We start from the raw sequence: 22,462 nt of genomic DNA, 5'->3' as shown, positions 1-22,462 counted from the left end.
ACAACACGGGCCTGCCGTCGCCGGCAGGCCCGTCGGGGACACAGCAGCGCGCGGCGCCGGTCAGCCGGTAATCACGTCGGCGCCCTTCGGCACGACGAACTTGAACGTATCGCCCTTCAGCGGCGGATTCGTCTGAATGTTCGTAAACGTCAGCAGCGTGACGTTGCCGAACACGTCGTGCAGCTCCATCGCGGCGAGCGTGCCGTTCTTGAAGCCGATGCCGATCCGCTGGAACTGCGTGTCCTGCGCCTTCGGCAGCATCTCGAGCCACTCGATGCCGCCCTTCTCGCCGGCATCGCGCAGCGTGTAGTTCTTGTCGAGATCGTTGCTGCCGAACAGGATCGCGGCCGGGCTCGCGCCCAGCGCGCCGTTCAGCTTGCGCTCGGTGACCTGGTTCAGGTCGCGGTCGTACACGTAGAGCTTCTCGCCGTCGGCCTGCAGCACCTGCTGGTACGGCTTCTGGTACGTCCAGATGAACTTGCCCGGGCGCGCGAACACGAACGTGCCGCTGGAATTGTCGGTGGGCTTCGGTACGGCTTGCGCGGCGCTGGCCCCCTTGGCCGGCGCCTTGACGATCTGCTGCGTGAAGTCGCCCTTCGCCGAACGCACCTGCGACACGAACGCCTTCAGTTGCTCGGTGCCGCCCGCGAACGCGTGCGTCGCCGCGAGCATCAGCGATGCGCCGGCGAGCGCCGCGCCGAGCCAGCGCCGCGTCGAACGAAGGGACATTGCGAACGAATGTTGCTGCATATTGCGGTTTTCTCCCTGGGTGGCCGGCGCTGCGAACGCCGCGGACTCATTCCGCGTCGCGCGCCGGCACAAGAATTTCGCGGTTGCCGCTCGACGACATCGCCGACACGAGCCCCGACTGCTCCATCTGCTCGAGCAGCCGCGCCGCGCGGTTGTAGCCGATGCGCAGGTGGCGCTGCACGAGCGAGATCGACGCGCGGCGGTTCTTGATGACGATCTCGACCGCCTGGTCGTACAGCGGATCAGACTCGCCGCCGCCTTCGCCGGTTCCCGCGCCGGCCGAGCCCTCGTCGCCGTCGGCGGTGCCGCCTTCGAGCAGGCCCTCGACGTAGTTCGGCTCGCCGTGCTCCTTGAGCTTCTCGACGACGCGATGGACTTCATCGTCGCCGACGAACGCGCCGTGCACGCGCACCGGCAGCCCGGAGCCCGGCGGCAGGTACAGCATGTCGCCCATCCCGAGCAGCGATTCGGCGCCCATCTGGTCGAGGATCGTGCGTGAGTCGATCTTCGACGACACCTGGAACGCGATCCGGGTCGGCACGTTCGCCTTGATGAGGCCGGTGATCACGTCGACCGACGGACGCTGCGTCGCGAGGATCAGGTGGATGCCGGCCGCGCGCGCCTTCTGCGCGATCCGTGCAATCAGTTCCTCGACCTTCTTGCCGACGACCATCATCAGGTCGGCCAATTCGTCGATCACCACGACGATGTTCGGCAGGCGGCCGAGCGGCTCCGGATCCTCCGGCGTCAGGCTGAACGGGTTCGGAATCTTCTCCTCGCGCTTCGCGGCTTCGTCGATCTTGTTGTTGTAGCCCGCGAGGTTGCGCACGCCGAGCTTGCTCATCAGCTTGTAGCGGCGCTCCATTTCCGCGACCGTCCAGTTCAGTGCGTGGCCGGCCTGGCGCATGTCGGTGACGACCGGGCACAGCAGGTGCGGAATGCCTTCGTAGACGCTCATTTCGAGCATCTTCGGATCGATCAGGATCAGGCGCACCTGGTCAGCCGTCGCCTTGTACAGCAGCGACAGGATCATCGCGTTGATCCCGACCGACTTGCCGGAACCGGTGGTGCCGGCGACCAGAAGGTGCGGCATCTTCGCGAGATCCGCGCACACCGGCTTGCCGCCGATGTCCTTGCCGAGGCTCAGCGTCAGCGCCGACGACGCGGCCGCGTACACCTCGGAACCGATGATCTCGGACAGGTGCACCGTCTGGCGGCGCTGGTTCGGCAGCTCGAGCGCCATGTAGTTCTTGCCGGGAATCGTCTCGACGACGCGGATCGACACGAGCGACAGCGAGCGCGCGAGATCCTTCGCGAGGTTGACGATCTGGCTGCCCTTCACGCCGGTGGCCGGCTCGATCTCGTAGCGCGTGACGACCGGGCCCGGATACGCGGCGACGACGCTCGCCTCGACGCCGAAGTCCTTCAACTTCTTCTCGATCAGGCGCGACGTGAATTCCAGCGTGTCGGCCGAGATCGCCTCCTGGGCCTTCGGCGCGGGATCGAGCAGCGACACCGCCGGCAGCGTCGAATCGCCCGGCAGGTCGGTGAACAGCGGCACCTGACGCTCGCGCTCGACGCGCTCGGACTTCACGGGCGTGACGACCGGCGGCACGATGGTCACCGGCTCGTGATCCTCGATGCGCACACGCTCCTCTTCGACCTTGCCTTCGCGGCGCACCGCCGCGGCCTCGCCGAGCTTGCGGTCGAGCTCGGCCTCGCGGCGCAGCTTCGCGACGTTGACGGCGGACAGGATCGCGCCGCCGACACGCTCGGCCACCGACAGCCACGAGAAGCGGAAATACAGCGACAGGCCGATCGCCAGCGCGATCAGCAGCAGCAGCGTGCCGCCCGTGAAGCCGAACGCATGCGACATCGCACCCGCCACGGCCTCGCCGACGACGCCGCCGGGCGCCCGCGGCAACTGCACCTTCAGCGACCACATGCGCAGCGCCTCGATGCCGTCGCACGCCAGCACGACGAGCATGAACGCAAGGATTTCGGTGAGCCAGCCGATCGGCCGCTCGGCTTCGTCCGAGACCGCCTCGTGACGCGTGATGCGGCGATAGTTGACGGCGATGCGCCGCGCGAGCGGCACGATCAGCCAGTAGGCCGACAGGCCGAACAGCAGCAGGATGATGTCGGCCGTCCAGGCGCCGACGCGGCCGGCCCAGTTCGTGATGTGGTCCACCTGGGCCGCGTGCGTCCAGCTCGGATCGCGCCGGCTGTAGCTCAGCAGGGCCATCACCAGAAATGCGCAGAGCGCGACCTGGAGAATCCAGCGGATCTCCGTGAGGAGCTTCGACATCCGGTGCGGCAACGCCTGTGCCTGGGCGGAATAAGGAGCTTTTGCCATGAATCCGTATAAAGAGGACGGGCCGTGCGCCCGCCTGTCGTTCGATCCCGCTTATTGTAAACGCTGCACCGGGCCGCCAAGTGTAAATGACGGTTACATAACGGGGCCGGGGTACGGCCGGCCCGGCGCAAGTGCGCCGCAGCGGCCCTTTTGCGCCGGTCCGGCTCCCCGCCGGGCACCGCTGCCGTACCGCCTCGAGCCGGCGTCCCGCCCCGCAGCCCCCGTGCGGCGACGCGCCGCCGCGCGCCCCGCCCGCCCCGCGTGCGCGGCCGTTGCGCCGCGCGACACTATCGCCTCGATTGAAACTCTCGTTCGGCAACGCAGCAACGGGACCTTTATAATGCGCGTCTGATACCCATCTATGACGGCATCCCGGTCAACCCGGATCGTACGGCGAGCCCTACCCCGCCCGCCGCGGCCGCCTTTTACGGATTCGCACATGTCCACGCCCAAACACGCCAAAGTCCTGATTCTCGGTTCCGGCCCCGCCGGCTACACGGCTGCCGTCTACGCGGCCCGCGCCAACCTGTCCCCGGTGCTGATCACCGGCATCGCGCAGGGCGGCCAGCTGATGACCACGACCGACGTCGAAAACTGGCCGGCAGACGCGAAAGGCGTGCAGGGTCCGGAGCTGATGGCGCGCTTCCTCGAGCACGCCGAGCGCTTCAACACCGAAATCGTGTTCGACCACATCCACACCGCGAAGCTGCACGAAAAGCCGATCCGCCTGATCGGCGACTCGGGCGAATACACGTGCGATTCGCTGATCATCGCGACCGGCGCGTCCGCGCAGTATCTCGGCCTGCCGTCCGAGGAAGCGTTCATGGGCAAGGGCGTCTCGGCCTGCGCGACCTGCGACGGCTTCTTCTATCGCGGCCAGGAAGTCGCGGTGATCGGCGGCGGCAATACGGCCGTCGAGGAAGCGCTCTACCTGACGGGCATCGCGAAGAAGGTCACGGTGATCCACCGCCGCGACAAGTTCCGCGCGGAACCGATCCTGATCGACCGCCTGCTGGAGAAGGAAAAGGAAGGCGCCGTCGTGATCAAGTGGGATCACGTGCTCGACGAAGTGACCGGCGAGGATTCGGGCGTCACCGGCCTGCGCATCAAGAACGTGAAGACCGGCGCAACGGAAGACCTCAACGTGCAGGGCGTGTTCGTCGCGATCGGCCACAAGCCGAACACCGACCTGTTCCAGGGCCAGCTCGAGATGAAGGACGGCTACATCCTGACGAAGAGCGGCCTGCACGGCAACGCGACGTCGACGAGCGTCGCGGGCGTGTTCGCCGCGGGCGACGTGCAGGACAACGTGTACCGCCAGGCGATCACCAGCGCCGGCACGGGCTGCATGGCCGCGCTCGACGCGCAGCGCTACCTCGAAAGCCTGCACGACAAGAAGTAAGCCGCGAGACCTGTCGCGCCGGGCGCTACAATGGCGTCCGCTGCCGCGAAGCGGGTCTGGCCGGACAAGCCGCTGCCGCCGTGCAGCGGCTTTTTTTTGCCCGCGCGCCCGAACGCGCCTGCCCTGCGTACCGAATCATGGCGAAGAACCAGCCCCATCCGAGCGATCCCGCGAAGCGGCAGATCGCCGCCCGTCCCGCAAACCCCGCGCCCGACGCACCGCCGCCCGCGCCCGATCCCGCCGCGTTGCGCGGCCAGGGGCTCGCCGGCCTCGGCGCGCTGCGCAAGTCGCTGCAGGGCGAAGCCGATCGCCGCGACCGCGAGCGCATCGAAACGGCCAAGGCCGAACGCAAGGCGGAAGCCGATGCGAACCTGTTCCGCAACGAGATCGGCGCGATCCAGCCGCTGAAGGCGCCGCCGCGCGCGGCGGCCGGCCGCACGCCGCCCGACCCGGTGCCGAAGCAGACGCAGCGCGACGAGGAAGCCGTGCTGAACGCGACGCTGTCCGACGAATTCGATCCCGAGACGCTACTCGACAGCGACGACTCGCTGTACTACCACCGTCCGGGCATCAGCCGCGACGTCGTGCGCAAGCTGCGCAGCGGCGCCTGGATCGTGCAGGCCCAGATCGACCTGCACGGGATGCGGCGCGACGAGGCGCGCGATGCGCTCGCCGAATTCATCCGCGAAGCCGGCAAGAAAGGGCTGCGCTGCCTGCGCGTGATCCACGGCAAGGGGCTCGGCTCGATCGGCAAGGAACCCGTGCTGAAAGGCAAGGTGCGCGCGTGGCTCGTGCAGAAGGAAGAAGTGATCGCATTCTGCGAGGCGCGCGGTCACGACGGCGGCGCGGGCGCGGTGCTGGTGCTGCTGCAGCCGTTCGCGGCGCCTGGCGACCGGGGGCCGCGTGCCGCATCCTAGGCTGACGCTCGCGATCGCGATACTGGAGGCGATCGCCACGCTGGCCTTTGCGATCTCGGGCTTCATCGAGGCGCGCAAGAACCGCCTCGACTCGGTCGGCACGTTCGTCGTCGCGCTCGCCACCGCGTTCGGCGGCGGCACGCTGCGCGACATCCTGCTCGAGCGCCGGCCGTTCTACTGGGTCGTGCACGACGACTACGTGATCGCGATCTTCGTGCTCGCGCTGTTCGCGCCGTTCGTGCTGCGAATGTTGTCGCGGCTGTCGGCCGAACGGTTGCTGCTCGTCGCCGATGCGATCGGGCTCGGGATCTTCAGCATTTCGGGTACGGCGATCGCACTCGATGCCGAGATGCCGCGCTTCATCGCGGTGATGATGGGCGTGATCACGGGCGTGGTCGGCGGGATCGTCCGCGACGTGCTGTGCAACGACATCCCGCTGATCCTGCGCGATTCGCGGCCGTACGCGACCTGCGCGTTCGTCGGCTGCTGGTTCTACCTGCTGCTCGCGTGGCTGCAGTTCGACTCGGTGTACAGCGTGCTGCTCGCGACCGGCTTCATCCTCGTCGCACGGCTCGCGACGTTCAAGTTCGACGTGCGGCTGCCGCACTGACGGCCAACCCAGCGACAGCGCAGCGCAAAAACAAAGGGGCCGTCCGAAGACGGCCCCTCCTTGCTTCATTCAGCGCGCGCGCACCGTTACGCGATCCGCTCTTCCGACGCCGGATCGAACAGCACCGCCTTCGATACGTCGAACAGCAGCGACAGCGTCTGTTCGGGCTGCGGGTTCGCGGCCGGATGCACTCGGCTCACGATGCGCTTGCCGTTCACCTGCGCGAACACGTGCGTGTCCGGCCCGGTCGGCTCGGTCACGTCGACGCGCACGTCGAACGGCTGCAGGTGCGACGCGTCGCCGTTGTGCGCGTGGCGCACGTCGGTGATGCGCTCCGGGCGCAGGCCGAGGATCACCTCGCGGCCGACGTGCGACTTCAGCTTCGCCGCATCGAACGGCAGGTTCAGCGCGCCGCGCTTGACGCCCGTGTCGACTTCGAGCGCGATCCCGCTGCCCTGCTCGACCAGCTTGCCGTTGATGAAGTTCATCGGCGGCGCGCCGATGAAGCCCGCGACGAACAGGTTCGACGGCGAATCGTAGATGTCCTGCGGCGCGCCGAACTGCTGAACCACGCCGTCCTTCATCACCGCGATCCGGTCGCCGAGCGTCATCGCCTCGATCTGGTCGTGCGTCACGTAGACGATCGTCGTGCCGAGGCGCTGGTGCAGCAGCTTGATTTCCGCGCGCATCTCGATGCGCAGCTTCGCGTCGAGGTTCGACAGCGGCTCGTCGAACAGGAACAGCGACGGATCGCGCGCGAGCGCACGGCCCATCGCGACGCGCTGGCGCTGGCCGCCCGACAGCTGGCCCGGCTTGCGGTCGAGCAGGTGCTGGATCTGCAGCATCTGCGACACGCGGTCGACGATCTGCTGCTGTTCGCTCTTCGGCACCTTGCGGATGTTCAGGCCGAACGAGATGTTCTCGCGCACCGTCATCGACGGATACAGCGCGTACGACTGGAACACCATCGCGATGTCGCGATCCTTCGGCGACAGGTCGTTGACGACCTTGCCGTCGATGCAGATCTCGCCGCTCGTCACGGTTTCGAGCCCGGCAATCATGTTGAGCAACGTCGACTTCCCGCAGCCCGACCCGCCGACCAGGATCAGGAACTGTCCGTCCTCGATCTCGATGTCGACACCCTTCAGGACCGGCACCCCGTTCGGGTAGGTCTTGTACACGTCACGGATGGAAAGGCTTGCCATGCTGTGAATCCTCTGTCTCGTCTCGCGCGGCGCACTCCGGCGCCGCGTCGGGTTCGTTTCGATGCGCCGCGCGCGAAGCGCGGCCGGTTCGTCGTATCGGATGAAGCCGCGCTTACCCCTTCACCGCGCCCGCCGTCAGCCCGCGCACGAAGTAGCGGCCGGCGACGATGTAGACGAGCAGCGTCGGCAGCGCGGCGATGATCGCGCCGGCCATGTCGACGTTGTATTCCTTCACGCCCGTCGACGTGTTGACGAGGTTGTTCAGCGCAACCGTGATCGGCATCGAATCGACGCCGGAGAACACGATCCCGAACAGGAAGTCGTTCCAGATCTGCGTGAACTGCCAGATCAGGCACACCATGAAGATCGGCAGCGACACCGGCAGCAGGATCTTCGTGAAGATCGTGAAGAAGCCCGCGCCGTCGATGCGCGCGGCCTTCACCAGTTCGGCCGGCACGCTCACGTAGAAGTTGCGGAAGAACATCGTCGTGAACGCGATGCCGTACACGACGTGCACGAACACGAGGCCCGGAATCGTATTGGCGAGGCCGAGCATCCCCTGCAGGCGCGCCATCGGCAGCAGGATCACCTGGAACGGGATGAAGCAGCCGACCAGCATCATCGTGAACAGCGCGTCGGCGCCGCGAAAGCGCCAGTGCGTGAGCACGTAGCCGTTGAACGCACCGATCAGCGACGAGATCAGCACGGCCGGGATCACCATCTGCAGCGAGTTCAGGAAGAACGGCTTCATGCCGTCGCAGCGCACGCCGGTGCATGCCCCGCTCCAGGCCTTCACCCACGGGTCGACGGTCCATGTGGTGGGCGGCGTCAGCAGGTTGCCGGTGCGCAGCTGGTCGAGATCCTTGAACGACGTCGACAGCATCACGTAGATCGGGAACAGGAAATACAGCGCGAACAGGATCAGCGCCGCATAGATCACTGCCCGGCTGATCGTCATCTTAGGCTGCATTGCGGGTGCTCCTCGATTCCATATACATCAGCGGCACCAGCACCGCGACCACGGTCGCGAGCATCATCACCGACGACGCCGCGCCGAGCCCGAGCTGGCCGCGGTTGAACGAAAACGTGTACATGAACATGGCCGGCAGCGACGACGACGTGCCCGGGCCGCCTGCCGTCAGCGCGACGACGAGGTCGAAGGTCTTGATCGTGATGTGGCAGAGGATCAGCAGCACCGAGAAGAACACCGGGCGCATGCTCGGGATCACGATCTTGCGGTAGATGGTCGGCAGCGTCGCGCCGTCCACCTGCGCGGCCTTGAAGATCTCGGCGTCGACACCGCGCAGCCCTGCCAGGAACAGCGCCATCACGAAGCCGGTCGACTGCCACACGGCCGCGATCACCACGCAGAAGATCGCCTTGTCCGGATCGTCGAGCCAGCCGAACGAGAAACTCGTCCAGCCCCAGTCGTGCATCACCTTCTCGAGGCCGAGGCCCGGGTTCAGGATCCACTGCCACGCGGTGCCGGTCACGATGAACGACAGCGCCATCGGATACAGGAAGACCGCGCGCAGCGCGCCTTCGTTGCGGATCCGCTGGTCAAGCAGGATCGCGAGGAACAGCCCGAGCGCGACGCAGATCGCGATGAACGGAATCCCGAACCAGCCGAGGTTCGCGGCGGAAGTCCACCACACGTCGTTCTGGAACAGGTCCGTGTAACGGCCGAAGCCGTCGAATTCGTAGTTCGGCAACAGTCGCGAATTGGTCAGCGACAGATAGCCGGTAATCAGGATGAAGCCGTAGATGAACACCACGGCGATCGCGACGCTCGGCGCAAGCACGAGCTTCGGGATCCAGCGATCGGCGAAGGCCGACATCGGCGACGTGCGCCGTGCGGCGGCAGCGCCGGATCCGTTTCCGCTAAGAGGGGCAGCCACTTGATTCGACTCCTGGAACGAGGGCGGCGCGGGCCGGGCCGGCGCCGGGTACGGCGCGAGCCCGCGGGCGAGCCCGTTTGCTGCACATGCGAAAACGCCCGGCCGATGAAGCGTGTCCGGCCGGGCGCCTGCCGCGCGTTACTTGACCTTCGCGGCCTTCGCGAGCGCGGCGACCGCGCTCTTCGAATCCTGCTGCGAGTTCATGAACTTCGTCACGACGTCCGTGATCGCGCCGGCGGTCGCATCGCTCTGCGCCATCCCGTGCGCGAGCGACGGCACGAAGCCGCCCGACTTGATCGCGGTCTGCTCGTCGGCATACGACTTCTTCGCGCAGTCGTCGAACTTGTCCATCTTCACGCCGAGACGTACCGGCACCGACCCCTTCAGCAGGCTGAACTGCTCCTGGAAGTCCGGCGTCATGATCGTCTTCGCGAGCGCGAGCTGGCCCGGCGTCGCGGCCTTCTGGCCCTTCTGCTGGAAGAACACGAACGAATCGACGTTGAACGTGTACGAATTCGCCGTGCCCGGCACCGCCGCGCAGATGTAGTCCTTGCCCGCCTTCTTGCCGGCGTTCTCGAACTCGCCCTTCGCCCAGTCGCCCATGAACTGCATGCCGGCCTTGCCGTTGATCACCATCGCGGTCGCGAGGTTCCAGTCGCGGCCGTTACGGCCGGTATCGAAGTAACCCTGGATCTTGCGCACCGTGTCGAACACGGACAGCATCTGCGGCGACGTCAGCGTCGCCTGGTCGAGGTCGACCAGCGCCTTCTTGTAGAACGCCGGGCCTTGCGACAGCACGACGTCTTCCCACAGCGTCAGGTCCTGCCACGGCTGGCCGCCCATCGCGACCGGCTGGATGCCCGCGGCCTTCAGCTTGTCGGCCACCGCGAAGAATTCAGGCCAGGTGGTCGGCACCTTCGCGCCGACCTTGTCGAGCGCGGCCTTGTTGATGTACAGCCAGTTCACGCGGTGCACCGAGAACGGCGCCGCGACGGTATGGCCCTTGTACTTGATGATCTTGTCGATTTCCGGCGGCAGGTTCTGCTTCCAGTCGCCGGCAGCGGAATCGATGTTGACGAGCACGCCCTGGTCGGCCCAGTCCTGGATCAGCGGGCCCTTGATCTGCGCGGCCGATGGTGCGTCGCCGCTGATCACCTTGGTCTTCAGTGCGGTCATCGCCGCGGCGCCGGCGCCGCCCGCGACCGCGAAATCCTTCCACACGTAGCCCTGCTTCTGCAAGTCGTCTTTCAGCACGCCGACGGCCTTCGACTCGCCGCCCGAGGTCCACCAGTGCAGCACCGTCACATTCTCGGCTGCCTGCGCCGCCACGGCGCCAGCCATCAGGCCTGCGGCGCAGAGCGCGCCCATGATCGAGCGAACTTTCATTACTTATCTCCTCCAGACTGAATCAACTCGTGAGGTTCCCTGACGGGGAACCGGCTTCTTGATAACGACGGGGAAATCGAGCCGCGGGACGCATGCAGCGTACGGGGCCGATGACCGGCCGGGCTCTTACAGAAAGCGTGAATCGAGATTCAACGGCGTGTCTCCTCTTTGTGTTTCTGGCCCGCCGCGATGATGCGGCGCGAGCCCGGGGTCGACGTCGCGCTGACGATGCGCGCCGTCAATGTCCGATAACATTCGGCACATGGCGTTCCCGAAGGCGAAGCTCGCGCAGTTCATCGACCACACTTCTTTTTTTCTTCACCCAGGTGCTACCCCTTGCGGCGGATTGTAGTTAAACTACAATTCAGTGTCAAAAATATTTTTATCGCACTACGGATCGCTTCCCAGCACCCCAAAACCGGCGGAGACACATGCATACCGATTCCAGCTTTACCTTCGTACTTTTCGGCGGCACCGGCGATCTGTCGATGCGCAAGATCCTGCCCGCGCTGTTCGAGGCGCATCGTGCGAACATGCTGGCGGAGAGCGGCCGGATCGTCGCCGTGGCGCGGCACGAATCGGATCAGGCGGGTTATCTCGAGTGGGTCGACACGCATGTGAAGCCGCATGCGGTCAAGGCGGCCGGCAAGGCCTTCGACGAAGCCGCGTGGAAGTCCTTTCTCCAGCGCATCCAGTACGTGAAGCTCGACCTCGGCCGCGCGGAAGACTACGCCGTGCTGCGTGACGCGATCGCATCGCTGCCCGGCATCCGCGTGTTCTATCTCGCGACGGGCCCGTCGCTGTTCGTGCCGATCTGCAACGCGCTCGCGTCGGTCGGCCTGAGCGAAGGCTCGCGCATCGTGCTCGAGAAGCCGCTCGGCTACGACCTGAAGTCGTCGAACGCGATCAACGACGCGGTCGGCGAGATCTTCGCGGAAGGCCAGATCTACCGGATCGACCACTACCTCGGCAAGGAACCCGTGCAGAACCTGCTCGCGCTGCGCTTCGGCAATGCGCTGTTCGAGCCGCTGTGGCGCCGCGAATGGGTCGAGAGCATCCAGATCACGATCGCCGAGGAGCTCGGCGTCGAGGCGCGCGGCGATTTCTACGACAATACCGGCGCACTGCGCGACATGGTGCAGAACCACCTGCTGCAACTGCTGTCGATCGTCGCAATGGAGCCGCCGCATTCGATGGATTCGGATTCGGTGCGCGACGAGAAGCTGCGCGTGCTGCGCGCGCTGAAGCCGGTCGATCCGCGCGACATCGGCAAGGTTGCCGTGCGCGGCCAGTATCATGCGGGCGTGATCAAGGGCGCGCAGGTGCCGGCCTACGCGACCGAGCCGGGCGTGAAGTCCGACAGCCAGACCGAAACCTTCGTCGCGCTGAAGGTCGAGATCGAGAACTGGCGCTGGGCCGGCGTGCCGTTCTTCCTGCGCACCGGCAAGCGGCTTGCCGACCGCGTCGCGGAGATCGTCGTCAATTTCCGCCCGGTGCCGCATTCGGCGCTCGGCCCCACCGCGCTGCGTCCCGGCTCGAACCGCCTCGTGATCCGGCTGCAGCCGAACGAGACGATCCGCCTGTACTGCCTCGCGAAGCAGCCCGGCGAAGGGATGAACCTCGCGAGCGTGCACCTCGACCTCGCGTTCGACCGGTTCTTCAAGGAAGGGCAGATGGAGGCGTACCAGCGCCTGCTGCTCGACGTGATCAACGGCCGGCTCGCGCTGTTCGTGCGTCGCGACGAACAGGAAGCCGCATGGCGCTGGGTCGAGCCGATCCTGAACGAATGGGCGCGCTCGCTGAAACCGCCGAAGCCGTACGCGGCGGGCACCTGGGGGCCGGCCGCGGCGAGCGCGATGCTCGCGCAGCACGACACCTGCTGGCTCGAAGAAGAAAACTGATGCAAGCCGTTGCCGCGCGCGCCACCGTCCGCGGCAACGTGCCCCACGATTCGTACGATTTGAACAGACAAAGCAGTCCGGAGGAGATGTGATCGAGATCCACGCTTTCGACACCCAGGAAGCGCAAAGCGAAGCGCTCGCGCGCGCCGTCGGCGATGCGCTGCGCGCCGCGCTCGCCGGCCCCGCGCGCCCGACGCTCGCGGTGTCCGGCGGCACGAGCCCGCGCCCGTTCCTGCAAACGCTGTCGCACGCGGCGCTCGACTGGGCCGGCGTCGACGTGACGCTGGTCGACGACCGCTGGGTGCCGGAGGACGACGCAGCCAGCAACGCGCACCTCGTGCGCGACACGCTGCTGCTGCATGCAGCCGCCCCTGCCCGCTTCCTGCCGCTCGTCGACACGCGCGCCGCGCTCGACGCGCACGTCGCCGCGCTGAACGCGAACGCCGACTACCGCGTGCCGAATGTCGCGGTGCTCGGCATGGGCGAGGACGGCCATACCGCGTCGATCTTCGCCGATGCGCCCGAATGGGATCATGCGATCACGACGCCCGAGCGTTTCGTCGCCGTGCATCCGGGCGCCGCGCCGCACGCGCGCGTAAGCTTTTCGCTCGATGCGCTCAAGCGCGTCGACCGGCTGTTTTTGCTGATCGCGGGCGAACGCAAGCGCGCGGTGCTCGACGCCGCGGCCGCATCGCTGCAGAAGAACGCGATTTCCCAACTGGCCAACGACAAGGGGACCCAGCTCGATGTCTACTGGTGCGCAAAGTAAGGCGGTCGTCGCGGGTCAGCATGCCGACGGCCCGCGCCTGCTCGCGGACGTCGGCGGCACCAACGCGCGCTTCGCGCTGGAAACCGGCCCGGGCGAGATCACGCAGATCCGCGTGTATCCCGGCGCCGACTATCCGACGATCACCGACGCGATCCGCAAATACCTGAAGGACGTGAAGATCAGCCGCGTGAACCACGCGGCGATCGCGATCGCCAATCCGGTCGACGGCGACCAGGTCACGATGACCAACCACGACTGGAGCTTCTCGATCGAGGCGACGCGCCGCGCGCTCGGCTTCGACACGCTGCTCGTCGTCAACGATTTCACCGCGCTGGCCATGGCGCTGCCGGGCCTGACCGACGCGCAGCGCGTGCAGGTCGGCGGCGGCACGCGCCGCCAGAACAGCGTGATCGGGCTGCTCGGGCCCGGCACCGGGCTCGGCGTGTCGGGGCTGATTCCGGCCGACGACCGCTGGATCGCGCTCGGCAGCGAAGGCGGCCACGCATCGTTCGCGCCGCAGGATGAGCGCGAGGACCTGGTGCTGCAGTACGCGCGCAAGAAGTTCCCGCACGTGTCGTTCGAACGCGTGTGCGCGGGCCCCGGCATGGAGATCATCTATCGCGCGCTCGCCGCGCGCGACAAGAAGCGCGTCGCCGCGACCGTCGACACGGTCGAGATCGTCGAACGCGCGCATGCGGGCGACGCGCTCGCGCTCGAGACGGTCGAATGCTTCTGCGGGATTCTCGGCGCGTTCGCGGGCAGCGTCGCGCTGACGCTCGGCGCACTCGGTGGCGTGTACATCGGCGGCGGTGTCGCGCTGAAGCTCGGCGAACTGTTCACGCGCTCGTCGTTCCGCGCGCGCTTCGAGGCGAAGGGCCGTTTCACGCACTATCTCGAGAACATCCCGACCTACCTGATCACCGCCGAATACCCGGCGTTCCTCGGCGTGTCGGCAATCCTCGCGGAGCAGCTGTCGAACCGCTCGGGCGGTGCGTCGTCGGCCGTGTTCGAGCGAATCCGCCAGATGCGCGACGCACTGACGCCGGCCGAGCGCCGCGTCGCCGACCTCGCGCTGAACCATCCGCGCTCGATCATCAACGATCCGATCGTCGACATCGCGCGCAAGGCCGACGTGAGCCAGCCGACGGTGATCCGCTTCTGCCGCTCGCTCGGCTGCCAGGGGCTGTCCGACTTCAAGCTGAAGCTCGCCACCGGCCTCACCGGCACGATCCCGATGAGCCACAGCCAGGTGCATCTCGGCGACACGGCCACCGACTTCGGCGCGAAGGTGCTCGACAACACCGTGTCCGCGATCCTGCAACTGCGCGAGCACCTGAATTTCGAGCACGTCGAGAACGCGATCGAGATCCTGAACGGCGCACGGCGCATCGAGTTCTACGGGCTCGGCAACTCGAACATCGTCGCGCAGGACGCGCATTACAAGTTCTTCCGCTTCGGGATCCCGACGATCGCGTACGGCGACCTGTACATGCAGGCCGCGTCGGCCGCGCTGCTCGGCAAGGGCGACGTGATCGTCGCGGTGTCGAAGTCGGGGCGCGCGCCCGAGCTGCTGCGCGTGCTCGACGTCGCGATGCAGGCCGGCGCGAAGGTGATCGCGATCACGTCGAGCAACACGCCGCTCGCCAAGCGTGCGACCGTCGCGCTCGAAACCGACCACATCGAGATGCGCGAATCGCAGCTGTCGATGATCTCGCGGATCCTGCATCTGCTGATGATCGACATCCTCGCGGTCGGCGTCGCGATCCGCCGTGCGTCGACGAACGGCGAACTGCCCGAGGCCGTCGCGCAGGCGAAGGCACGCGCGAGCGACGACGAAACGGCCGACGTGCTCGACTGGCTGAGCCACGGCGCATCGCCGGCGGCGAAGGACGTCGCGCGCGACTGACACCGCTCGGCGGCAGCCGCTTTCCGCCGCTCGAAACAAAAACGCCACCGGCGCAGCGCGCGGTGGCGTTTTTCATTCTGCCGTCAGGCCAAGGTTCACGCGCCCGCTTTGACGGGCCGCCCGTGCCAGCGCAGCACGAGGTAGCGCCCGGCGAAACACAGCACGCCCGTGACGCCGATCGTCACGCCCATCGCGAACGGCGTGCCGTCCGCGAGTGCGCCGATCGCGACGCTCGCGAGCGCGCCGAGCGCGAGCTGCATCGCGCCGAACACGGCGGCCGACGCGCCCGCGTTGTGCGGATAGCGATGCATGAGGTCGGTCGTGCAGTTCGCGGACAGGATCCCGACCACGCCGACCACGAAGAACAGGCACACGACGATCGACCACAGCCCGCCCCACCCGGTCAGCGCGACGAGCGCGACCGCGAGCGACGCGATGCAGCTCACGAGCGACGCGGCCGAGATGATGCGCAGCGAACCGATGCGGCCGACGAGCCGCGTGTTCGTGAAGTTGCCGATCATGATCCCGACGACGTTCAGGCCGAACAGCAGCCCGTAGTGCTGCGGCGACACGTGGAAATACTCGATGTACACGAATGGTGTGGCGGTGATGTACGAAAACATCGACGCGAACGCCATCCCGCCGCACAGCATGTGTCCCCAGGCAACGGGATCGGACAGGATGCGCCCGTACGACGCAAACGACGCGAGCACGGCCGCGCTCTTGCGCCGCTCCTTCGGCCAGGTTTCGGGCACGCGCAGGTACGCGGTCGCCGCGCACACCGCGCCGAACACGGCCAGCACGACGAACACGCCGCGCCAACCGGAGAAGCGCAGGATCTGTCCGCCGATCAGCGGCGCGAGCAGCGGCCCGACCGCGGTGACGATCGCGACCATCGACAGCACCTTTGCCGCGTCGGTCGGCTCGTGCGCATCACGCGCGATCGCACGCGACAGCACCGACGCCGCGCCGGCGCCGAGCGCCTGCAGGAAGCGCACGAGGATCAGCATGTCGATCGAAGTCGACACGAAGCAGCCGATGCTCGCAAGCGTGAACAGCGCGATGCCGCCGAGCAGCACGGGGCGTCGGCCCCACGTGTCGGACAGCGGGCCGTACAGCAGCATGCCGACCGAGAAACCGGCCATGAAGCTCGTCAGCGTGCGCTGCGCGGCGCCGGGGCTGACGGAGAAGCCGTCGGCGATCGACGGCAGGCTCGGCAGGTACATGTCGGTAGCGATCGGCCCGCAGGCGGCGAGCGCGCCGAGCAACAGGATCAGCCGGGCATCGGGCCGGCGTCGGATGACGTGAGACATGGGTATCCGGATTGGAGCCCGCGCGCATCGGGGCGCGCGTGGCGGTGAAGACGGGAAGCCGCGCCGCGAACGGCGCGCCCAGGCCCATGATTGTACGCGCAACTTTTTTACGCGCCGGTGGCCAAGTGCGCGGCAGGTGGGAAAACACCGGTGCGACGGCCGCCGCGCGGAATCGCGCGCCGGGATTCGATTAAGCTTGCAGTTCTTCCCGCCTCTTGTCTGACCACTTCGACGCACGACCGACCCGATGACCGCTTTCCTGTTGATCTGGAGCCCCAAGAAATGGCCATGGCCCGAGCTGCCCGACGTCGCTGCGCGCGTGAAGGCCGGCGAGGCCGTGCATGACGTGTGGGGCTGCGGCTTCGCGCGCGGCATCCTGCCCGGCGACCGCGTGTTCCTGCATCGCGTCGCGAAAGCGCCCAAGGGCGTATTCGGCTCCGGCTACGTGACGCGCGCGCCGTACGAGGTGCCCGATCCGTCGACGAAGCGCGGCTACCGGCTGTGCATCGACTTCGTGTACGACTGGCTGGTCGATGCGCACCAGGACGTGGTGATCGCGCGCGACGCTCTGCGCGTCCATCCGTACTCGGTGCAGACCTGGGATGCGCAGAGCTCCGGCACGGTGATCAAGCCGATGGTCGAAGGCCCGCTCGAGAAGCGCTGGGCCGAGCTGACCGGCAAGCGCAAGCCGCCACCGTTGCCGGGTCGGTAACGGGGCCGAATCACGCCGTCTTCCGTCCCGGACTGCGCGATCCTTCACGCGCCGAAAGGCCGCAGACCGCGCCGCGGGCCCGCCGCGCGCGTCTCCGGTACAATCGGACGGATCGTTCCGCCCAGGCGCCGCGGCCCGTGCACAGGCCCCCGCGCCCTTCTCTCGCAGGTTTCGTCCATGTCCAACAATCAGATCCTCTTCGAACGCGCCCAGAAGACCATTCCCGGCGGCGTCAACTCGCCGGTGCGCGCATTCCGTTCGGTCGGCGGCACGCCGCGCTTCGTCGCGCGCGCGCAAGGCCCGTATTTCTGGGATGCCGACGGCAAGCAGTACATCGACTACATCGGCTCGTGGGGCCCGATGATCGTCGGCCACGTCCATCCGGAAGTCCTGTCGGCCGTGCAGAACGTGCTCGCCGACGGCTTCTCGTTCGGCGCGCCGACCGAAGCCGAGATCGAGATCGCCGAGGAAATCTGCAAGCTCGTGCCGTCGATCGAGCAGGTGCGGATGGTGTCGAGCGGCACCGAGGCCACGATGAGCGCGCTGCGTCTCGCGCGCGGCTTCACGGGCCGTAGCCGCATCGTCAAGTTCGAAGGCTGCTACCACGGCCACGCGGACAGCCTGCTCGTGAAGGCCGGCTCGGGCCTGCTGACGTTCGGCAACCCGACGTCGGCCGGCGTGCCTGCCGACATCGCGAAGCACACGACCGTCCTCGAATACAACAACGTCGCCGCGCTCGAAGAAGCGTTCGGCGCGTTCGGCGACGAGATCGCCGCCGTGATCGTCGAGCCGGTCGCGGGCAACATGAACCTCGTGCGCGGCACGCCCGAATTCCTGAACGCGCTGCGCGCGTTGTGCACGAAGCACGGCGCCGTGCTGATCTTCGACGAAGTGATGTGCGGGTTCCGCGTCGCGCTCGGCGGCGCGCAGGCTTACTACGGGATCACGGCCGACCTCACCTGCCTCGGCAAGGTGATCGGCGGCGGGATGCCGGCTGCCGCGTTCGGCGGCCGCCGCGACATCATGGCCCACCTCGCGCCGCTCGGCGGCGTCTACCAGGCCGGCACGCTGTCGGGCAACCCGATCGCGGTCGCCGCGGGCCTGAAGACGCTGCAACTGATCCAGGCGCCCGGCTTCTACGACGCGCTCACCGCGCAGACGAAGCGCCTCGCCGACGGCCTCGCGGCCGAAGCGCGCGCGGCCGGCGTGCCGTTCGCGGCCGACTCGATCGGCGCGATGTTCGGCCTCTACTTCGCCGAGCGCGTGCCGACCAGCTTCGCGGAAGTCACGAAGAGCGATACCGAGCGCTTCAACCGCTTCTTCCACCTGATGCTCGACGAAGGCGTGTACTTCGCGCCGTCCGCGTACGAGGCCGGCTTCGTGTCGAGCACGCACGACGACACGGTGATCGACGCGACGCTCGCGGCCGCGCGCCGCGCATTCACGGCACTCGCTGCCTGACCCGGGTCCGCGCGCATGTTTTCCGATATCGATTTCGCCCACATGCAGCGTGCGCTCGCGCTCGCCGCGCGCGGCATGTATACGACGGCACCGAACCCGCGTGTCGGTTGCGTGATCGTCAAGGACGGCGACGTGATCGGCGAAGGCTTCACGCAGCCGGCCGGCCAGGACCACGCGGAAGTGCAGGCGCTGAAGGACGCGCGCTCGCGCGGCTACGAGGTCGCGGGCTCGACCGTCTACGTGACGCTCGAACCGTGCAGCCATTTCGGCCGCACGCCGCCGTGCGCGAACGCGCTGATCGACGCGCGCGTCGCGAAGGTCGTCGCCGCGATGGAAGACCCGAACCCGCAGGTGTCGGGGCGCGGCCTCGGCATGCTGCGCGATGCTGGCGTCGACGTGCGCTGCGGGCTGCTCGCGCATGAAGCGGGCGAACTGAACATCGGCTTCGTGTCGCGGATGACGCGCGGCCGCCCGTGGGTGCGGATGAAGACCGCCGCGTCGCTCGACGGCCGCACCGCGCTGCCGTCCGGCGAAAGCCAGTGGATCACCGGCGAGGCCGCGCGCCTCGACGGGCACGCGTGGCGCGCCCGCGCCTGCGCGATACTGACCGGCATCGGCACCGTACGCGAAGACAATCCGCTGCTGACCGTGCGCGGCATCGACACGCCGCGCCAGCCGCAGCGCATCCTGGTGGACAGCCGCCTCGACCTGCCGCTCGACGCACGGCTGCTCGAAGGCGCGCCGCTGCTGATCTTCTGCGGCCGGCTCGACGCCGCCGGCGAAGTGCGCGCGAACGTGCTGAAGGCGCGTGGCGCGGAAATCGTGCCGATCGCGAATGCGCAAGGCAAGGTCGACCTGCCCGCGATGCTGGCGGCGCTCGGCGCGCGCGGCGTCAACGAGCTGCACGTCGAGGCCGGCCACAAGCTGAACGGCTCGCTGCTGCGCGAGCAGTGCGTCGACGAATTGCTCGTCTACCTCGCGCCGAGCCTGCTGGGCGCCAATGCGGCCGGCATGTTCGACCTCGCCGCGCCGGCGAACCTCGCGGCGCGTACGCGGCTGTCGTTCCACGGGTTCGAGCGGGTCGGCGACGATCTGCGGATCCTCGCGCGCTTCACGCCGCCCGACGGCACTCACTGAACGGGATCGTCACGATGTTTGCCGGGATTGTCGCGGCTGTCGGTTGCATCGAGTCGACAAGGTCAATCTCGAAGTCGGCATGATTGCGCGGTATGTGGAGCGGATGACCACTTCACCCAGGGACGACCACAAGCCGTTGAAATAGCGCTATTTTCACGACTCGACTATCGACTGTCGTCCCGCCAACCCTATCTGCGGCCAACGCGCCACGCATGCATACAACGACTGTTCATCGCGCCGCGCTGCGCCTGCTGCCCGCTTTCGCCGCGGGCATGATGGCGGCGTGCAGTTCGTCTGCTACGGTCGACTCCGCGATCACGACGTCCCTCGATGACGGTCGCAGCGGCCTCGTCACGTTCGCGTCGGTCACGCCCAGAAGTACCGGCGACTATCTCTCGCACCATGCCACGAGTGAAAAGGTCGTCGTCACCGGAGAGCTGAGCATGCCCGCCGACGGGCCGCACATCGTGCCCGCCGTGATCATCCTGCACGGAAGCAGCGGCGTGAATCAGGGTGAACGGGTCTGGGCCCGGCGCATGAATGCGCTCGGTTATGCGAGCTTCGTCGTGGACAGCTTTACCGGACGCGGTATCAGGAACACCGAAAAGGATCAGACGCAGCTTGCGATGACCGCCGATATCGCCGATGCGTACGCCGCCTTGCGTCTGCTGGCGACCGATCCGCGTATCGACCAGAACCGAATCGCGGTCATGGGCTTCTCGCGCGGCGGCGTCGCGGCGCTGTACTCGGTGTTGGAGCCGTTCCGCCTGGCCGCGATGGAAGGCAACCTGCGCTTCGCCGCCCATGTCGCTTTCTATCCGTCCTGCGGCATCTCCTACGAGTCGGCGCATCTCGACGGTTCTCCCGTCCTGATGCTGGTAGGCGGCAAGGACGACTATACGCCGGCGGCCCCCTGCATTGCCTATGCCGACAAGCTCCGGTCGGAAGGCGCCCGGGTCGCCGTGAAGGAATATCCGGATGCCTGGCACGGATTCGACCGACCGACACGGGTGCACACGATACCGCTTGCGACGAGCGCGCGAGATTGTCACGGCTCGTATGATCTCGACAGCCGGACGTTCACGATGATTCAAAATGGCCAGACGCTCTCGGGCGCTTCAGCCGTGGCGGAGTCGAAGCGTTGCCTGTCCACGGGCGTCACGCTCGGCGGCGATCCCGACGCGCAGGCGAAATCCCCGGCCGAGGTCGCGGCGTTTCTCAAAGCCGCTTTCCAATAGACTTCTGACCGGCCCCGGTGCGGCCGACCCGGCGTCACGGCCGATGCACCGCAGGCTCGCCGGCGCACGGCGCGTCCGGTCAGCCGCCGCCGGCCAGCGCCGGCCCCAACGCGTCGAGCAGCGGCCGCAACGTATCCGCATCGGGACGCCAGGGGTGCAGCGCGTCACGGTAGAGCGGCCGGCGCACCTGGGCAGCACTCGCCGTCGTCACCTGTCGCCGGGTCTCGTGAAACGCCATGCACCGGTCGCTCCAGTCCAGCCCGCAATGCGCGAGCATCCGCCGCACCTGGACCTCGAAATCCTCGACCAGATCCTCGTACCGAACCTCCAGCAACACCCCTGGCGGCAATACCGCGCGCCAGTGCGCGACCAAGGCGTCATAGGCGCGATAGAAACGGCCGAGCTCGCCGAGGTCATAGCTGAACGGCACGTCGTGAAAACGCCGCGCGAAGACCGACAGGCAGGTGTCGACCGGGTCGCGCCGCACATGGATGAGGCGCGCGTTCGGCAGCGCGAGATGAATGTAGCCGGCGCTGATGTAGTTGAACAGATACTTGTCGACGATCCGCGCATACGGGCCACCCTGCGCGTTGCGCGCGACACGCTGCAGATACGCCGCGCCGAGCGCGCGCAGCGACGCCGGCGTCGCAGCGTCGAGCGCATCGAGCGCCAGCGCGCCCGCGCCCGACGTCACCGCCTGCACGAGACATTGCGCGAACGCGTCGCTTTCGCCCGCGCCGAATACGCGCGGATGGCTCGCGAGAATCTGCTCGACCAGTGTCGTGCCCGAACGCGGCATGCCGAACACGAACACCGGCGACGCCGATGGATCGCCCAGGCCGCCTTTCGCACGCAACAGTTCCGCACCAAACGCGCCGCTCACCTGCTTGAGCAGGCCGAGCATCGCCGCTTCGTCGTAGTGGGTCAGCGACCGGTAGAGCGCATTCGCGCGCGACAGGAACGTAAAGCCGCGCACCGGCTCGCCGATTCCCGTGAGCGCTTGCCCGTATGCAAAATGCAGGTCGGCCTGCCGGGCGGCCGGCCATTGCTCCGACTGCGCGACCTGCTGCTCGAGCAGCACGAAACAGGGATCGTCGGCCGCGAGCGTCGTGAACTGGACCAGATTGCGGTAGTACGCCGCGCTGTCCGGCATCAGTTCGATCGCGGTGCGCCACGCGGCCAGCGCGCCGCCGAGCTCGCCGAGCACGTTCAGGCAGTTGCCGAGATTGTTGTACGAACCGTCGGCGTGCGGATCGAGCTCGGTCGCGCGGCGGTAGCAATCCACCGCCTCGGCGAACGCGTGATCTTCTTCCCACGCCATCCCGAGCCGATGCCATGCCTGCGCATCATCCGGCGTCTGCGCCAGCGCCGCCTGCGCACTCGCGAGCGCAGCGGCACGCGCGGCATCGCGCGAATCGGCCGACGCGCTCATGCGCGGCCGCGCTTGCGCATCGCCCGCGCGCGCGGGCCATCGTGTGCGCCGGCGCGCCAGACTGTGGTT

General features: G+C 67.5%; 18 protein-coding genes. 10 read left to right on the top strand and 8 right to left on the bottom strand.

Features of this window, described 5'->3' with window-relative positions; all coding sequences use genetic code 11:
- Positions 1 to 60: 60 nt before the first annotated feature.
- Both lolA and HWX36_RS07920 read right to left on the bottom strand, forming a co-directional pair.
- Positions 61 to 750, bottom strand: coding sequence for an outer membrane lipoprotein chaperone LolA (gene lolA, locus HWX36_RS07925; protein ID WP_105817564.1), 690 nt, complete (start codon positions 748 to 750; stop codon positions 61 to 63).
- A gap of 46 nt (positions 751 to 796) precedes the next feature.
- A complete protein-coding gene (locus HWX36_RS07920; RefSeq protein WP_175951612.1) occupies positions 797 to 3,106 on the bottom strand; it encodes a DNA translocase FtsK in 2,310 nt (769 codons plus the stop codon).
- Between the two features lie 439 nt (positions 3,107 to 3,545).
- On the opposite strand from HWX36_RS07920, the gene trxB reads away from it, so the two are divergent.
- From trxB to HWX36_RS07905, 3 genes are all read left to right on the top strand, one after another.
- On the top strand, positions 3,546 to 4,508 hold the full coding sequence (gene trxB, locus HWX36_RS07915) for a thioredoxin-disulfide reductase (protein ID WP_175951611.1): 963 nt from the start codon (positions 3,546 to 3,548) through the stop codon (positions 4,506 to 4,508).
- A gap of 137 nt (positions 4,509 to 4,645) precedes the next feature.
- Positions 4,646 to 5,425 carry a Smr/MutS family protein gene (locus HWX36_RS07910; RefSeq protein ID WP_175951610.1) on the top strand — a complete coding sequence of 260 codons (780 nt, stop codon included), beginning with the start codon at positions 4,646 to 4,648 and terminating at the stop codon, positions 5,423 to 5,425.
- Positions 5,412 to 6,035, top strand: coding sequence for a trimeric intracellular cation channel family protein (locus HWX36_RS07905; protein ID WP_124613300.1), 624 nt, complete (start codon positions 5,412 to 5,414; stop codon positions 6,033 to 6,035). The genes HWX36_RS07910 and HWX36_RS07905 overlap by 14 nt, the downstream gene beginning before the upstream one ends.
- Positions 6,036 to 6,121: 86 nt before the next feature.
- Here HWX36_RS07905 and ugpC read toward each other — a convergent pair whose 3' ends face one another.
- From ugpC to HWX36_RS07885, 4 genes are all read right to left on the bottom strand, one after another.
- Positions 6,122 to 7,240, bottom strand: a complete 1,119-nt coding sequence (gene ugpC / locus HWX36_RS07900) for a sn-glycerol-3-phosphate ABC transporter ATP-binding protein UgpC (protein WP_175951609.1) — start codon at positions 7,238 to 7,240, stop codon at positions 6,122 to 6,124.
- A gap of 112 nt (positions 7,241 to 7,352) precedes the next feature.
- The gene (locus HWX36_RS07895) at positions 7,353 to 8,210 is read right to left on the bottom strand and encodes a carbohydrate ABC transporter permease (RefSeq protein WP_011544828.1); all 858 of its coding nucleotides are present in this window, start codon (positions 8,208 to 8,210) and stop codon (positions 7,353 to 7,355) included.
- The gene (locus HWX36_RS07890; protein WP_175951608.1) at positions 8,200 to 9,138 is read right to left on the bottom strand and encodes a sugar ABC transporter permease; all 939 of its coding nucleotides are present in this window, start codon (positions 9,136 to 9,138) and stop codon (positions 8,200 to 8,202) included. Before HWX36_RS07890 ends, HWX36_RS07895 begins: the two co-directional genes overlap by 11 nt.
- A gap of 138 nt (positions 9,139 to 9,276) precedes the next feature.
- Positions 9,277 to 10,524: an ABC transporter substrate-binding protein gene (locus tag HWX36_RS07885; protein ID WP_175951607.1), complete on the bottom strand. Its 1,248-nt coding sequence runs from the start codon at positions 10,522 to 10,524 to the stop codon at positions 9,277 to 9,279.
- Positions 10,525 to 10,955: 431 nt separating this feature from the next.
- On the opposite strand from HWX36_RS07885, the gene zwf reads away from it, so the two are divergent.
- From zwf to HWX36_RS07870, 3 genes are all read left to right on the top strand, one after another.
- The gene (zwf, locus tag HWX36_RS07880; protein WP_175951606.1) at positions 10,956 to 12,425 is read left to right on the top strand and encodes a glucose-6-phosphate dehydrogenase; all 1,470 of its coding nucleotides are present in this window, start codon (positions 10,956 to 10,958) and stop codon (positions 12,423 to 12,425) included.
- 88 nt (positions 12,426 to 12,513) lie between these two features.
- A complete protein-coding gene (gene pgl / locus HWX36_RS07875) occupies positions 12,514 to 13,194 on the top strand; it encodes a 6-phosphogluconolactonase (protein WP_175951605.1) in 681 nt (226 codons plus the stop codon).
- Positions 13,172 to 15,100, top strand: coding sequence for a bifunctional transcriptional regulator/glucokinase (locus HWX36_RS07870; RefSeq protein WP_175951604.1), 1,929 nt, complete (start codon positions 13,172 to 13,174; stop codon positions 15,098 to 15,100). Before pgl ends, HWX36_RS07870 begins: the two co-directional genes overlap by 23 nt.
- A gap of 95 nt (positions 15,101 to 15,195) precedes the next feature.
- Here the strand turns inward: HWX36_RS07870 and HWX36_RS07865 are convergent, their stop codons facing one another.
- Positions 15,196 to 16,413, bottom strand: a complete 1,218-nt coding sequence (locus HWX36_RS07865) for a Bcr/CflA family multidrug efflux MFS transporter (RefSeq protein ID WP_175951603.1) — start codon at positions 16,411 to 16,413, stop codon at positions 15,196 to 15,198.
- Between the two features lie 247 nt (positions 16,414 to 16,660).
- Here HWX36_RS07865 and HWX36_RS07860 point away from each other — a divergent pair, with 247 nt between their 5' ends.
- The 4 genes from HWX36_RS07860 to HWX36_RS07845 all read left to right on the top strand — a co-directional run bounded on the left by HWX36_RS07860 (position 16,661) and on the right by HWX36_RS07845 (position 20,961).
- Complete coding sequence (locus HWX36_RS07860; RefSeq protein ID WP_175951602.1) at positions 16,661 to 17,125, top strand: hypothetical protein; 465 nt, start codon at positions 16,661 to 16,663, stop codon at positions 17,123 to 17,125.
- 177 nt (positions 17,126 to 17,302) lie between these two features.
- Complete coding sequence (gene hemL / locus HWX36_RS07855; protein WP_175951601.1) at positions 17,303 to 18,586, top strand: glutamate-1-semialdehyde 2,1-aminomutase; 1,284 nt, start codon at positions 17,303 to 17,305, stop codon at positions 18,584 to 18,586.
- A 15-nt stretch (positions 18,587 to 18,601) separates the two neighbouring features.
- Positions 18,602 to 19,723 carry a bifunctional diaminohydroxyphosphoribosylaminopyrimidine deaminase/5-amino-6-(5-phosphoribosylamino)uracil reductase RibD gene (gene ribD / locus HWX36_RS07850; protein WP_175951600.1) on the top strand — a complete coding sequence of 374 codons (1,122 nt, stop codon included), beginning with the start codon at positions 18,602 to 18,604 and terminating at the stop codon, positions 19,721 to 19,723.
- A gap of 212 nt (positions 19,724 to 19,935) precedes the next feature.
- The gene (locus HWX36_RS07845; protein WP_175951599.1) at positions 19,936 to 20,961 is read left to right on the top strand and encodes a dienelactone hydrolase family protein; all 1,026 of its coding nucleotides are present in this window, start codon (positions 19,936 to 19,938) and stop codon (positions 20,959 to 20,961) included.
- A gap of 79 nt (positions 20,962 to 21,040) precedes the next feature.
- On the opposite strand, the gene HWX36_RS07840 is transcribed toward HWX36_RS07845, so the two are convergent.
- Positions 21,041 to 22,393, bottom strand: coding sequence for a sulfotransferase (locus HWX36_RS07840; protein ID WP_175951598.1), 1,353 nt, complete (start codon positions 22,391 to 22,393; stop codon positions 21,041 to 21,043).
- Between the last annotated feature and the right edge of the window lie 69 nt (positions 22,394 to 22,462).

This window comes from Burkholderia sp. BCC0405 (assembly GCF_902833075.1).
Lineage (GTDB): Bacteria > Pseudomonadota > Gammaproteobacteria > Burkholderiales > Burkholderiaceae > Burkholderia.
The sequence above is the reverse complement of the archived record's forward strand: the minus strand, read 5'-3'. Positions and strand labels throughout refer to the sequence as shown.